We start from the raw sequence: 14,338 nt of genomic DNA, 5'->3' as shown, positions 1-14,338 counted from the left end.
TGCGCGCACCGTGCGCGGTTGAATGAATCCCCTTCAGGGAGAATGAAATGGATTTTGCGTTTAGCCCCAAAGTCGAGGCGCTGCGCACGCAATTGCGCGCGTTCATGGACGCGCATATCGTGCCGCGCATTCATCAATGGCACGAGGAAGTGAATGCCGGAATCTATCCGGTTTCGTTCATGGAAGCGCTCAAGGACAAGGCGCGTTCGGAAGGTCTCTGGAATCTGTTCCTGCCGCATCTGCACGACGACGAACCCGGCACGCGGCTGACAAATCTGGACTATGCGCCGCTCGCGGAAATCATGGGGCGCGTGTCGTGGGCGTCGGAAGTGTTCAATTGCAACGCGCCGGATACGGGCAATTTGGAATTACTCCATATGTTCGCCACGCCCGCACAGCGCGCGCAATGGCTCGATCCGCTGCTGGACGGCAAGATCCGCTCGGCGTTCGCGATGACGGAGCCCGCGGTGGCGTCGTCGGATGCCACCAATATCACCACGTCGATCCGGCGAGACGGCAACGATTATGTGATCGATGGCCGCAAATGGTTTATTACGAACGCGGCGCATCCGAATTGCCAGCTGTTTATCGTGATGGGCAAGACCGATGTCGATGCGCCCGCGCATCGTCAGCAAAGCATGATTCTCGTACCGCGCGATACGCCGGGCGTAAAGATCATCCGCAATATTTCGGTGCTCAATCACGTTGCGCCCGAGGGGCACTGCGAGATCGAATTCAAGGGCGTGCGCGTGCCGCGCGAGAATCTGCTCGGCGAGGAAGGCAGCGGGTTCGCGCTGGCTCAGGCGCGTCTCGGTCCGGGCCGCATTCATCACTGCATGCGCTCGATTGGCGCCGCCGAACTCGCGCTCGAACTGATGATCGAACGCGCGCAGACGCGCACGGCATTCGGCAAGACGCTGTTCGAGCACGGCACGGTCGCCGAAGGGATCGCCAAGTCGCGTATCGAAATCGATCAGGCACGGCTGTTCGTGCTGAAAACCGCGTGGATGATCGACAACGTGGGCGCGAAAGACGCGCGCAAGGAAATCTCGATGATCAAGGCGCTCGTGCCGGGCGTGCACACCGCTGTGTGCGATCGCGCGATGCAGGTGTTCGGCGCGATGGGGCTGAGTCCCGACACGCCGCTCGCGGATAGCTGGACCTGGGGACGCGCGCTGCGTTTCGCCGATGGCCCGGACGAAGTGCATCTGCAAAGCATTGCGCGCATGGAAGTGAAGGCGCTGCGTCGCGAAACGGCGGACGGCAACCCGTATTTGAAGCCTTCTGTGTAGGGCGTTCGGGCATGAGGCATGGCCTCATGCCTAAAAACTAGGACCGTTCGCGCGCAAGCACGCGTTCGCCCGCATCGTGCGCGAGCATCAGGCTGTCGACGATCGCCAGCGCCGCGACGGCCGCGATCATGCCGAACGCCAGATGAAAATCGCTCGCGCCCGGCGTGCTCGCAGGCGTGCCGCGCAGCAATTGCGCAATCGACAACGCGAGCGCGCCAATCGCAATGCCCATCCCTGCATTCATCTGCTGCAGGACCGAAAAGAGCGTGGTGGCGTGGCTCATCTGCGCTTGCGGCACGTCGGCGAAACCGATGGTGTTCATCGCCGTGAACTGCATCGAGCGCGTCATGCCGCTCACGAACAGCAGCGCGCAAACGATCCAGCGCGGCGTATCCGCATTCAGCAGCGTGAAGGCCGCGAAGCCTAGCGCGACCAGCACGCCATTGCCGATCAGCACCTGACGAAAACCGAACGCATGCATGATGCGCGTGGTGGCCGGCTTCATCGCCAGATTGCCCGCGAATAGCCAGAGCAGCAGCGTGCCCGCTTCGACCGCGCTATAACCAAACGCGAGCTGGAACATCAGCGGCAGCAGAAACGGCGCGGTGCCGATGGCGACGCGAAACAGCGAGCCGCCGAGCGCCGTCACGCGAAACGTGGCGATGGAAAGCGGTGCGAGGCCGAATAGCGGATTCGCGGCGCGCTTGAGGTGGAATGCGGAAATCGCCAGCAGCGCGAGGCCCGCCGCGAGCATCGCGAGTGCGAGCCAGCGCGAGACGTCTGCGCGGCTTGCCGCTTCGAGTCCCGACATGAAGAGGCCGAAGCCCGCGCCCGTCAAGATGAAGCCGGTCACGTCGAAGGGCGCGCGGCGTGCGTTCTCATTGTCGACGAGCGCGATGGCCGCGATCAGCGCTGCGATGCCGAGCGGCAGATTCAGCAGAAAGATCCAGTGCCAGCTCCAGTGCGTGCTGATCCAGCCGCCCACGGGCGGGCCGAGCACGGGCGCGACGAGCGCGGGCCACGTGAGGATCGCGATGGCGCGCACGATCTCTTCTTTCGGTGTATGGCGCAGCACGACGAGCCGTCCGACCGGCACCATCATTGCGCCGCCCACGCCTTGCAGCGTGCGTGCCGCGGTGAACGCGGTCAGATCGCCGCTCGCGGCGCAGAGCAGCGAGGCGAGCGTGAAGATGACGATGGCGGCGCAGAACACGTTGCGTGCGCCGAAGCGGTCGGCCATCCATCCGCTGATCGGAATGAATACCGTGAGCGCGACGAGGTACGCGGAGACGCCGATCGAGAGATGCGCGGCGGCAGTGCCGAAGTCGCGCGCCATCGTGGGCAGCGCGGTGCCGATCACGGTGGCGTCGAGGTTCTCCATGAAGAACACGGCGGCGACGAGCAGGGCGGTCGCGGTGCGGCGGTCGAGGGCGAGTCTCATAACGGGCGGGCGAAGGTCGGCGGCATCGAGCGGTCGAGTATAGCCCGCATCGGCTTGCGCCATCATGGCCCATCATGCAAAACCGCCCGGAACGCAGGGCGTTTCGGGCGGTTCGGGTACGACGCGAGTGGCCGGCGGAGCCGGCGCATTCGTGAGGTATTGCTTAGAAGCGGTGACGGATGCCGAGGTTGACCATCGTCTGCGAAGCCGTGCCGTTGTAGCCGTACGAGCCGATCGAAGCTTGCGCCGCGACGACGCCGTTGTCGCCGTCACGCGTCGTGCCGCTTGCGTGCTGGTAAGCCGCCGTCAGGTACACGTCGGTACGCTTCGAGAGGTTGTAGTCGCCGCCCAGCGAGATCTGGTGGTAGTTCGCCGACGTGTCGCCGCTTGCGTGCGTGTAGCTGTAGCCCACGCCCAGCAGCAGTGCCGGGTTCACCTGGTAGTTCACGAACGCTTGCGCCGTGTTGTACTTCTGCGTCGTGTTGAACGCCGAGTCAGCGTCAGCCGCGTATTGCGCGTTGCTGTAAGCGAGGCCCAGGTTGTACGAACCCACCGTGTACTGCGCTGCGAGGCGTGCGATTTGCAGCGAGTGCGCGGTTTCGTAGCCGGTGTTGACCGCGCTGTCGAACGTGCCGCCGTCCGACGTGCTCGTCCAGCCCGTCGACGCGCGATCGCCTGCGCTGTTCGCTGCGTAGAAGTAGCCGCCTGCGATTGCCAGCGGGCCGTTGTTGTACGACACGGCGGCCGAGTACGACTGCTCCGAACCCGTCGAGCCGGCAACGCCGCCGAACGAGTACATCGTTTCCACTTGCAGGCCGCGATAGATCGGCGAGGTGTACTTGACGGCGTTGTTCACGCGGAAGCTGTTGTCGTAGTTGTCGACGTCGCCAGCGGTTGCGAATGCCGAACCGAAGTAGTTGTCTTCCGTGATGCCTTGAACCAGGTCGACCAGCGGGTCGTATTGGCGGCCGAGCGTAACCGTACCGAAGCGGTCGCTTGCGAGGCCGACGAATGCCTGGCGGCCGAACATCTTGCTGCCTTGGCCGAGGCCGCCCGTCGACGGGTTAAAACCGTTTTCGAGCTGGAAGATTGCCTTCAGGCCGTTGCCCAGATCTTCCGAACCCTTCACGCCCCAGCGCGAACCCGACAGGTTGCCGGCGCTGCTGTTACCGAGGGCCCACAGATTCTGGCTGCCTTGTGCGTTGTTGACGTAGGTGATCGACGTGTCGATCACACCGTAGAGCGAGACGCTCGATTGTGCGTGGGCGGCGCCGGCGATGCCGAACGTAGCCAGTGCTGCAAGCGTAAGGGCGCGTGATTTCATCTGTAACTCCGTTGTTGTAGTGTGTCGTTTGAAACGAGAGGCGAAGGCTATCGCGTGCCCTCATTGATGCGCAAGCAATTAAAAAAGCCGTAGCAAATTTGTGACAACACGGAGAGAAAAATCAGCTAAATGCCTGCACGCCGTCACAACGCGGATTGCGCCAACGTATTGAAAGCGGTGAAATAAATGGTAATGAATGATGGCGTGCGGCGCGTTGCGCAAGTGATTTAATGCCGCATTTCAAGGGGTTTTAGCCGCAGAAGAGAACCTTCGCGCCAGAAAAAAAGCCCCGCCGTTCAGGCGAGGCTATCAAGCGTGGATAACTGTTTGAAACTCAAAACAGTTGGCGCCATTGTATGGCATCAAGAAATCGTAATTAGTGCGGATTCAGCAATAGATTCGTTCACAAATTGAAGTGGCCGATATCAATCATCTGTGTTGGTCGCCTGAAATACCGTGGTTGCGAGCGAATAAGCAGAGCATTTCGTACATCAGTGTGGCCGCAACCAGCGCGGTATTACCTGACGGATCGTAAGGCGGCGAGACCTCCACCACGTCGCCGCCTAGCCAGTTCAGGCCATCGAGTCCGCGCAGCAGCGCAAGCGTTTCGCGCGTCGTCAGACCGCCGATTTCCGGCGTGCCGGTGCCGGGCGTGAAGACCGGGTCCAGTCCGTCCACGTCGAGCGAGAGATAGACGGGCATGTCGCCCACGATCCGTCGCGCTTCGGCCGCGATGGCGGCGGGACCGAGCGCCTCGAATTCCTCGATGAACACCACGCGCATGCCGTGATCGAGCGAGTAGCGCCAGCCTTCGTCGGTGTTTTGCGCGCCGCGTATGCCGATCTGGATCGTGCGCGTGGGGTCGAGCAGACCCGCTTCCACCGCGCGCCGGAAGGGCGCGCCGTGCGTGAATTTCGAGCCTTTATACGCGTCCCAGGTGTCGGTGTGCGCGTCGATGTGCACGAGCGCGAACGGCGTGTGTGTGCCATTCGCCGCCTTCGCCGCGGCCATCGCCTGAAAAATCGGAAAGGTAATCGAATGGTCGCCGCCCGCGATCAACGCGCGTTTTCCGGCACGAAACACGGGCTCGAAGAACGCGCGGATATCGGCGTGCGCGCGCTCGATGTCGTAGAGATGTTCGAACGGCACGTCGCCGATATCGGCCACGCGGCACGCTTCGAACGGATTGAAACGCGTGACGTGATGAATCGCGCGCATCATCGTCGACATATTGCGGATCTCGCGCGGGCCGAAGCGCGCGCCGGGCCGTGCGGTCACGCCGCCGTCGTAGGGCACGCCTGCGAGCGCGATGTCGTAGTCCTGCGGGTCGCGCGCGAACGGCACGCGCATGAACGTGGGGATGCCGGCGAAACGCGGCATCTGCATTTGCGAGAGGTCGGTCTGGGTCATCTGCGGGTGCACTCAGAAAGTCGGCGGCGTGTTGATCCACAAAACGCGCGTGACGGTGTCGCCGGGATTGCGATAGCTGTGCGGCTCGGTGCTCGGAAAATAGAACGAGTCGCCGGCCTGCAAACGCCAGCTCTCGTCGCCGAGCGTGAGTTCGAGTTCGCCTTCGAGCACGTAGCCGAGTTCTTCGCCCGCGTGGCTGATCTGTTCGTCGCTGCGCGCCTGCGGTTCGAGCACGTGGATGTCGCCTTGCAGCAGGCGTCCCGGCCCAGGCACGACGAGGCGTTCGAGCACGATCGTGTGTTGCGCCGAACGACCGCGCGCGCCCTGTGCCGCCGGAAAGCGCACGGCGGGACGCTCGCTCGCGCGCTGCACCGGCGAAGCCGACGCAACCGGCCCCGAGACGAGCGCCGCGACATTGGTATCGAGCGCCAGCGCGAGCCGGTGCAGCGTGGCAAGCGAGGGCGTGGCGTGGCCGCCTTCGACCTTCGACAGCAGACTCTCCGAGCAGCCCGCCTGTTCGGCGAGCGCCTTGAGCGTCATCTGCTGCACCATGCGCGCGTGGCGCAGGCGCGTGCCGAGGCCGTCGGAGCCATTGGACGCGGCGGCGTGCGCGCCGCTTGCCGCGCGCGTGGCGGATTTCGGCGCCGGTTTTGCGGCAACCTTTCGCGCGACCTTCACGGCGGCTTTTGGCTCCGCCTTCGGGGTGCCGGAAGCGGCGGCGCGCGTGCCCGTACCCGCGCGTTGAGGACGGGCGGCGCCCGTCGAGGAAGAACGTTTGTCGTTGGCCACGTGTGTGTTTCCGTCGATCGGAGAGATCAGGGCGAAGGCGGCATCGTATTGGTTGCCGCCCTCGCCGGTATTGCGCGTGTTACGCGAACACCGTGAACTCGACTTCGAGCGGGTTGAGCGCGTTGATCGGAATGATATCCTGCGGGCACGCCGACATCGCCACCACGCAGTCCATCACCGCCTTGATTTCCACGTAATCGCCAGCCTTCGAAACGGGCGGCAGCCAGTCGATCGAATAATCGGGCTTCACGGGAATGTTCATCCACAGGTTGAACGGCTGCGGCACTTCACGCGTGCGCAGGCCGATGGCCTTGAGCGCGAGACGCAGATTGTCGGCGCAATTGTCGTGATACCCCTCCACGCCGAGATTGCGATAGCGATACAGATCGCACGCGGCGATCAGCGTGTCGTGCACGCCGGGCGAAGTATCGGTCACGAGTTCGGCGATCGGGCGGCGCTGGTTGGTCACGAGCGGATCGCCCGGCTGCGGAATGATCTTGTCGAGGTACGCGCGCGTGTGTTCGAACGACAGGAACTCGTTCAGATGCTGCGCGTTGAAGATCCACGTATCGCAGACCTGCGTGCCGTGCGGATTCGCAATGCGGATGGTCTGGCCGGCCTTCACGCGCACGGCGCGGCCGCAACGCGCGGGCACCGTGTAGGTCTTGCCCAGTTCGGGCGTGCCGTCTGCGGAAATCGGCTCATGCAGCGTGGCGTTGATGCCGTTTTCGGTGCCGTTGTCTTCGGCGATCGTGGCGGTGGCGGCGGGGAAATTCATTTGTACTCCTGATGTGGTGCGGGTGAAGTGGGTGAATCGCTCAGGCGTTGCAGAGCGTGACGAGACTGTGAGCGAGCGCGCGTGCGCCCAGCACGAGATGATGCGGATGCGTGGCTTCGACCGGGTTATGGCTGATGCCGCCGATGCTCGGCACGAACAGCATCGCGCTCGGGCAATGCCCGGCGAGATACATGGCGTCGTGAAAGGCGCCCGAGGTCAGTCGCGTGGCCGGCGCGCCGAGCGCCTCGCAGGCGTCGTCGAGCGTCGCGAGCACCGTATCGTCGAAAGCCACCGGCGCGTGTGCGAACAGCGCTTCGAGGCGGGCCTCGTGGCGTTTCGCGAGCGCGTGTACGGCGTCGTCGAAGGCGTCGAGCACGGCAGAGTCGGGATGGCGGAAATCCACCGTGAAGCTCACGTTCGACGGAATCGTGTTGATCGAATTCGGCTCGACGCTCCAGCGCCCGAAGGTGACGCGCGTGTGCTCCGCGCCCAGACGCTGCGCGATGCCGTCGAGTTCGGCGTGCAGCGCGAGCGCGAGCGTCATCGCATCGCGGCGCAGCGGCATGGGCGTGGTGCCCGCGTGGGCCGCCACGCCGGTGCAATGGAACGCGTACCAGCGCACGCCTTGAATGCCGCTCACGACCGCGAGCGGCAGGTCGGCGTTTTCGAGTTGCGGGCCTTGCTCGATATGCAATTCGACGAAGGCGTGTGCGGCTTCGCTGCGTTCATCGCTGGCACGCGCGTCGAGTTCGGGAAATGCCTTGCGGTGTGCGTCGAGCGCTTCGCGCAGCGTCACGCCTTGCGCGTCGCGCGCATCGAGATAACGCGCCATGCGCTGCGGTTCGACGAAGGCGCTCGACCCCATCGCGCCCGGCGCGAAACGCGTGCCTTCCTCGTTGGTCCAGATCGCCACTTCGAGCGGGCGGCGCGTTTGCACGTTGGCGTCGTTGAGCGCTTCGAGCACTTCGAAGCCCGCGAGCACGCCATAGCAGCCGTCGAGCTTGCCGCCTGAAGGCTGCGTGTCGATATGGCTGCCGGTCACGACCGGCGCGAGCGCTTCAGTGCCCGCGCGGCGGATGAACAGGTTTGCGCACGCATCGACGGAAACGGTGCAGCCGAGTGCGTGAGCACGCTCGATCAGGTAGCGGCGCGCGTCGAGATCGTCGGCGCTGAGGGCGGGGCGGTTCACGCCGCCGTCGTCGCGAGCGCCGAACGATGCGAGCGTCTCGACGGAAGCGAGCAAACGCTCGGCATCGACGTGCTGCGCGATGCGGTTCGCGAGTTCAAGCGGCGCGTTCACGATGCGGCTCCTTGCGCGGCGAGCGCGGGTTCGGCGGCGAACGTCAGGCTGCGTTCGAGCCACGGTTTGAGAAACTGCTGCAGACGCGGCGTGCGCGTGTTGCCGAACAATTGCGCGGGCGGTCCCGCTTCGACGATGCTGCCCGCTTCCATGAACACGACCTTGTCGGAGATCTTTGCGGCGAAGCTCATTTCGTGCGTGACCATCACCATCGTCATGCCGTCCTGCGCGAGCGAGCGGATTACGTTGAGCACTTCTTCCACGAGTTCGGGATCGAGCGCGGACGTGGGTTCGTCGAGCAGCATCACCTCGGGCTCGATGGCGAGCGCGCGCGCAATGCCCACGCGTTGCTGCTGGCCGCCCGAGAGACTCGCGGGCCAGGCGTCGGCCTTGTGACCCATGCCGACGCGTTCGAGCGCCTTCTGCGCTTTCTCGCGCGCCTCGCGCTTCGGCATGTGCTTGGCGAGCACGAGCGGCGCGGCGACGTTGTCGAGCACGCTCATGTGCGGCCACAGATTGAATTGCTGGAACACCATCGCAACAGGGCGGCGCACTTCGGCAATGCTCGCTTCACTGTCGCGATCGCGCGGCGTGCGTCCGGTGGAGCGATAGCCGAGGAGTTGGCCCTTGATCCACACTTCGCCTTCGTCGTAGGCCTCGAGAAAATTCATGCAGCGCAGGGCGGTCGTCTTGCCCGAGCCGGACGGCCCGATCAGCGTGACGATTTCACCGCGCATGATGTCGAGGTCGATGCCCTTGAGCACGCGGTTTGCGCCGTATGACTTGCCGACGGCGCGCAGCTGGAGAATCGGGAGGGCGCTCATGAGGTCTTTCGCAGAAAGGGAATGCGTGCCGTCGCGTGCTGCGCGAGCAGCGAGACGGCCTGGGTCAACAGCCAGTAACACGCGATCAGCAGCGCGTACGGGCCGATATACGTATAGGTCGAGGCGACTACGTCGCTCGCCGTCATCGTCAGTTCGGGCACGGTGATGATCGACGCCACCGCGCTTTCCTTGATCACGAGAATCGTTTGATTGGCGACGAGCGGCAGCGCGAAAGCGAGCGCCTGCGGCAGTTCGATCGCGCGGAACGTCGCGCGCCGGCTCACGCCGAATGCGGCGGCCGCTTCGAGCTGGCCGCGCGGCACGCTGGCCCACGCGGCGCGGAAGATCTCCGCGAAATAGGCGCTGGCGTAGAGCGCGAGCGAGACGACGGTGGCTTCCACGGCGCTCATCGTCACGCCAATCATCGGTAATCCGAAGTAAACGATGACGAGCTGCGAGAGATACGGCGTGCCGCGAATCAGCCAGATGAATGCGCCATACGGCAGCGCGAAGGCGCGTCCGAATGCGAGGCGCAGCGCGTTGAGCGCGAAGCCCGCCACCATGCCGATAAGCGCGGCGAGCACGCTCACTTCGAGCGTGACGGCCGTGGCGGCGGCGAAGCGGGGAATGAGGGCAATCAGCGAGTCCATGAGGGCATCCGTGCGGGCTATCCGTGCCGAATCAGGCGCGCCGCGCCGTGCGTCGCGCGAAGACGTGGCCGGCGCAGGCGAGCAGCGAAGTGATCGCGAGATAAAAGACCGCCGCGAGCGAATAGACCTCCAGCGGCCGGTAGCTCGACGACGAGAGTTGCTGACCCACGCGCATCAGGTCGGTCACCGAGATCACCGAGACCACCGCCGATGCCTTGACGATGTCGATCATTTCGGACACCAGCGCGGGCAGCGTGGCGCGCACGACCTGCGGTACCTCGATATGCCAGAGCACCTGGCGGCGCGTGAGATTGAAGGTGAGCGCGGCCTCGATCTGGCCGGGCGCGATGGCGCGAAAACCCGCGCCGAGAATCTGCGATTGATAGGCGCCCGTGTTCAGCGAGAGCCCGATCGCGGCGGCCACGACGCCCGGCAATTCAATGCCGAGCGCCGAGGGCAGGTAGTAGAACACCAGCAATTGCGCGAGGACCGGCGTGCCGCGCAGCACGCTCACATAGACGCGTGCGGCGCCGCGCAACAGGCGGCTGTGGCTGACCGACATGGTGTGAACGAACACGCCGACGAAGAAGCCGCAGCCCACGGCGACGGCCGACAGCCAGAGCGTCGTCAGCGCGCCGTCGAGAAGCTGCGGCAGATAGCCGGCGCAGCGCGTGAGCAGATCGGGTGCGTTCATGTTGCGCGAGGTCCGATGAAACGTGAGTGAGTGCGTGGATTAAAGCGTCGGTGCGGGCAGGGCGTCGGCGGGCACGTCCATGGTCGAACCGAACCACTTTTCCTGCAGCTTCTTCATGGTGCCGTCCTTGTTCGCGCGGGCGATGCCGTCGCTAAAGAGCTTGAGCAGCGCGGCGCTGTCCGCGTCCTTGCGCGCGACCCATGCGAAGTAGCTCTTCGGGCCGATGGTTTGCGGCAGCAGCGTGAACACGCCTGGACGCGACTTCATGAGCGGCCCGAGATTGGCGACCGATTGCGCGACGGCGTCGAGACGGCCGACCGCGAGGTCCGCATACGCTTCGTCGAACGACACGTACTGCTTGATCTGCTTGATGCCGGGGCCGCCCGCTTCCTTGAGCTTCTTGTCGAGCGCGATGAGCGCCTGCAGTTGCGCGGAACCCGTTTGCGAGCCGACGACCTTGCCGTTCAGATCGCTCGGCGACTTGATGGCGCTTTCGTTCGCGCGCAGCAGCACGCCGGTCGTAGCGTCGGCCACGGGCAGCGTGAAGGCGAAGTGATCGGCGCGGTCTTTGTTCACGGTGACGGCGGTCACGACGATGTCGAAGCGCTTCGCATCGAGGCCCGGCAGCAGGCCCTGAAACGGCAGATCGAGCTGCTTCACTTTCACGTCCGGCAACGACTTGAGCACGTAGGCCATGAGGTCGGCGTCGTAACCGACGATCTTGCCGTTGTCGACATATTCGAACGGCGCGTAGCGCGCTTCGGTGGCGACCGTGATTTCCTTGTTCGATTTGATGCGCGCGAGCAGATCGTCCTGTGCGAGCACGGGCGCGGCGGCGGCGAGCGTGAAGACGCCGCTCAGGGCGAGGACGAAACGGCGGACTGACTTGTGCATGATGTTCCCTGGAAAACCGTGGCGAGTGGTGAAAGTGACAGGAATCGTATTCAAGTAACTTGAATGATGTTCAATTAGCATGATGCGTGCCAGCGGCGGGAAACGCCGCTGCACAAGGGAGAGCCGTCGATGAGCACGGCGCGGCGTGCACCGCGAGTGTGAGTGGTGCGGCGATGTGCACCGCATAAAAGGCACGATGCACCGTGATGGGGATGCGGGTTCAGACGGGTGCGTGTGGGGAAAAGGAAGCGCGGAACTGTGCTCTTTGGTGCGGTGCCGGAGTGTGATGGTCTCTGCGCGATGCGCGGCGCTAGTATTGTGCGGCGCGAATACGATGGATACGCGTGTACTCGACCGGCAGGCAGACACGGACAGGCGATATGCCTCTGCGTTGTAGCGCTGCTACTACCGGATCACGTAGCGCATTTGGCACATAAGCAAATAGATCAAAAAGAATCCGCCAGCTGCATCAAAATCAGATTCTTCTGAATTCGTGTTCTACCGGGCGCCGGTAATCTCGATCAGTTGTTCGCGCACTCGATGGCGAAACAACCCGAAGCCGGGAAAAGCACGTTGCTTCGGACACTTCCCCTTGTCCAGCCAGCAAGCGCCTATGCCAAGACAGAGCGATATGCGTTTTACCTTCGAAAGCACGAGCTCCGCCCATTTCGAAGTCGTGGAATTTGATCTCACTGAAGGCCTTTCCGAGTCCTTCAAACTCACCGCGGAACTTTCCAGTGACAACGCTGCTGTCGATTTCGGCCAGATTCTTGACCAGTCCGCGACATTGACCATCCGGCGTGGCGAAAGACCGTTACGCCACGTTAATGGGGTCGTCAGCCTCTTCGAGCAAGGCCTGACCGGCTTCAGGCGCACACGCTACCGTGTCGTGATCGAGCCGCTGCTCAAGCGCGCCGAATTGTGTAGCGACTGGCGCATCCATCAGCATGTGTCCATTCCGCAGTTGTTGGCCGCCCGGATCAGGGAACTTGGCATCACCGAGTACGAGCAGTGCATCTACGCCGAACACCTGATCCGAGAATACTGCGTGCAGCCGGGTGAAACCACGGAGCATTTTATAAATCGCGTGGCGGCGGAGGAGGGAATCTACGCGGCGTATGAATTTTCGCGTACTGGCCATCGACTCATTCACGGCGACCGCATCATCGTGCATGGAGCCATTGGCGGTGAGCCGGTCATCTACAACCCCACGCCAGGGGGCGATCAGACCGAGCCGTGCCTGTGGACCTTCCAGTATGCCGAGAGTGTGAGAACCGCCCGCAGCGTGTCACGTGATTACACATACCGGAATCCGCGTTATTCACAGGAGCACCTCAGCGAAGCGGCGAGCTTCGACCGGCAGGGACGCGACTACGAAAAATTTCACTACCCGGGCCGATACAAGGAAGATGCCGCGGGAAAGCCGTTTAACCAGACGCGCTTGCTGGCGATGAGAAACGACGCGCAGGTTGCCACGGTCGAGGGCGACGACGCACGTCTGATCCCCGGCATGGCCTTCAAACTGGAGGGCCATCCTCGCGAGGAGTGGGGCCGCAACTGGCGTACTGTGCGCATGAAGCACCACGGCGTACAGCATACGAGCCAGGAAGAAGACGCCGCCGATACCAACCAGGGCACCAGCTACAGCTACGAGGCCGACATCATTCCCGACGACATGGAATGGAAACCGGCACTGCTGCCCAAGCCGGTGATCGACGGCCCGCAGACCGCGTTCGTCACCGGCCCCGCTGGCGAGGAAATTTTTTGCGAGCAGTTCGGGCGGGTGAAGGTGCAACTCCCGTGGGACCGTCAGGGCAACAACGACGAGCACAGCACCTGCTGGATACGCGTGGCGCAAAACTGGGCTGGAGCGACCTGGGGGCACATGGCGATACCGCGCATTGGCCAAGAGGTGATCGTCTCGTATCTGGATGGCGATTGCGACCAACCGATCATCATTGGCCGCGTATACGATGCGCTAAACCTGCCGCCCTACGAACTGCCGCGTCACAAGACGCGCATGACCATCAAGAGCCAGGCACACAAGGGCGACGGTTACAACGAACTGCGCTTCGAAGACGAGGCCGGACAGGAGGAAATCTACGTTCACGCGCAGAAGGATCAGAACATTCACGTCAACCACGATGAAAGCACGTTCGTCGGCAACGATCGTAGGGAAAACGTCGAGCGCGATGAAACCATCGATATTGGCCACGATCGCACCGAGAGCGTCGGTAACGACGAACGGGTGAGCATCGGGCACAACCGCACGCACTGCGTTGGCCAGGATGCCTTGCTTGCGATCGAGCGTAATCACACGATCAACGTGGGCAAGGATCGCATTGAACAGGTAGGCAACCATCGTAAGGACCAGACGACCGCCAATCACATCATCGACGTGGGCGGGCACGTTGAGCAGTCCGTCCAGGGCCACGACAGGCTGACGGCCGGCCAGAGCATTCAGGAGCAGACACAGCACTTCGAACTGAAGGCGGGGGAGCGTGCGGTGTTTCGTGGGCCGGGTGGGTCCATCACGGTGGACGATAGTGGCGTCACTATTGAAGGAATTGCCATCAAGTTCAAGGGGCCAATGGCGCAAAGCAATAGCGGCGTTGGCCATGCCACGACGGTCGAGGGAAATCCTGTGGACGGCCTACCGGATGGCCCCTATCAGGAGTTCTTCGTTCTGCAGGACGCGCTCACCGGGAAACCGATGCCCGATCATCCCTACCGTTTGCGACGCTGGGGAAAGGGCGCCATGGAGAGTCGCACGGACGCGCTGGGCCGGACACAGGCGGTCAACACGGAAATCAGCGAATTGCTGGACGCAGAGGCGCAACCCGATCCTGCACAACAACTGATGCTCGACACGTCATACTGGGATCAGTCCGCTGATTTTCAGATCGACTTTCGCCGCCATCCTGTCCCGGAGGGAGACTAAA

The 14,338-nt window shown here is 63.4% G+C and carries 12 protein-coding genes; 2 read left to right on the top strand and 10 right to left on the bottom strand.

Annotation, left to right across the window (positions count from 1 at the left end):
• Positions 1-47 precede the first annotated feature (47 nt).
• Positions 48-1,292 carry an acyl-CoA dehydrogenase family protein gene (locus LDO54_RS25220; protein WP_224013394.1) on the top strand — a complete coding sequence of 415 codons (1,245 nt, stop codon included), beginning with the start codon at positions 48-50 and terminating at the stop codon, positions 1,290-1,292.
• Between the two features lie 37 nt (positions 1,293-1,329).
• Here the strand turns inward: LDO54_RS25220 and LDO54_RS25215 are convergent, their stop codons facing one another.
• From LDO54_RS25215 to LDO54_RS25170, 10 genes are all read right to left on the bottom strand, one after another.
• Positions 1,330-2,733: a DHA2 family efflux MFS transporter permease subunit gene (locus tag LDO54_RS25215; RefSeq protein WP_224013393.1), complete on the bottom strand. Its 1,404-nt coding sequence runs from the start codon at positions 2,731-2,733 to the stop codon at positions 1,330-1,332.
• A 163-nt stretch (positions 2,734-2,896) separates the two neighbouring features.
• On the bottom strand, positions 2,897-4,057 hold the full coding sequence (locus tag LDO54_RS25210; RefSeq protein WP_224013392.1) for a porin: 1,161 nt from the start codon (positions 4,055-4,057) through the stop codon (positions 2,897-2,899).
• A gap of 429 nt (positions 4,058-4,486) precedes the next feature.
• On the bottom strand, positions 4,487-5,467 hold the full coding sequence (speB, locus tag LDO54_RS25205; RefSeq protein WP_224013391.1) for an agmatinase: 981 nt from the start codon (positions 5,465-5,467) through the stop codon (positions 4,487-4,489).
• A gap of 12 nt (positions 5,468-5,479) precedes the next feature.
• Positions 5,480-6,256, bottom strand: coding sequence for a cupin domain-containing protein (locus tag LDO54_RS25200; protein WP_224013390.1), 777 nt, complete (start codon positions 6,254-6,256; stop codon positions 5,480-5,482).
• A 79-nt stretch (positions 6,257-6,335) separates the two neighbouring features.
• Positions 6,336-7,034, bottom strand: coding sequence for a DUF1989 domain-containing protein (locus LDO54_RS25195; protein ID WP_224013389.1), 699 nt, complete (start codon positions 7,032-7,034; stop codon positions 6,336-6,338).
• A gap of 40 nt (positions 7,035-7,074) precedes the next feature.
• Positions 7,075-8,334: a M20 family metallo-hydrolase gene (locus tag LDO54_RS25190; RefSeq protein ID WP_224013388.1), complete on the bottom strand. Its 1,260-nt coding sequence runs from the start codon at positions 8,332-8,334 to the stop codon at positions 7,075-7,077.
• A complete protein-coding gene (locus LDO54_RS25185; RefSeq protein WP_224013387.1) occupies positions 8,331-9,158 on the bottom strand; it encodes an amino acid ABC transporter ATP-binding protein in 828 nt (275 codons plus the stop codon). Before LDO54_RS25185 ends, LDO54_RS25190 begins: the two co-directional genes overlap by 4 nt.
• Complete coding sequence (locus tag LDO54_RS25180; RefSeq protein WP_224013386.1) at positions 9,155-9,808, bottom strand: amino acid ABC transporter permease; 654 nt, start codon at positions 9,806-9,808, stop codon at positions 9,155-9,157. The genes LDO54_RS25185 and LDO54_RS25180 overlap by 4 nt, the downstream gene beginning before the upstream one ends.
• Before the next feature lie 31 nt (positions 9,809-9,839).
• Entirely contained in the window at positions 9,840-10,502 is a 663-nt protein-coding gene (locus LDO54_RS25175) for an amino acid ABC transporter permease (RefSeq protein ID WP_224013385.1), read from the bottom strand.
• A gap of 39 nt (positions 10,503-10,541) precedes the next feature.
• The gene (locus LDO54_RS25170) at positions 10,542-11,396 is read right to left on the bottom strand and encodes a transporter substrate-binding domain-containing protein (protein WP_224013384.1); all 855 of its coding nucleotides are present in this window, start codon (positions 11,394-11,396) and stop codon (positions 10,542-10,544) included.
• Positions 11,397-11,988: 592 nt separating this feature from the next.
• On the opposite strand from LDO54_RS25170, the gene LDO54_RS25165 reads away from it, so the two are divergent.
• Complete coding sequence (locus LDO54_RS25165) at positions 11,989-14,337, top strand: type VI secretion system Vgr family protein (RefSeq protein WP_224013383.1); 2,349 nt, start codon at positions 11,989-11,991, stop codon at positions 14,335-14,337.
• Position 14,338: the final 1 nt, after the last annotated feature.

It is taken from the genome of Paraburkholderia tropica (genome assembly GCF_914484835.1).
GTDB classification, from domain to species: Bacteria; Pseudomonadota; Gammaproteobacteria; order Burkholderiales; family Burkholderiaceae; genus Paraburkholderia; species Paraburkholderia tropica_A.
Note: the sequence above shows the minus strand (reverse complement) of the source record. Positions and strands in the feature narration are given on the sequence as shown.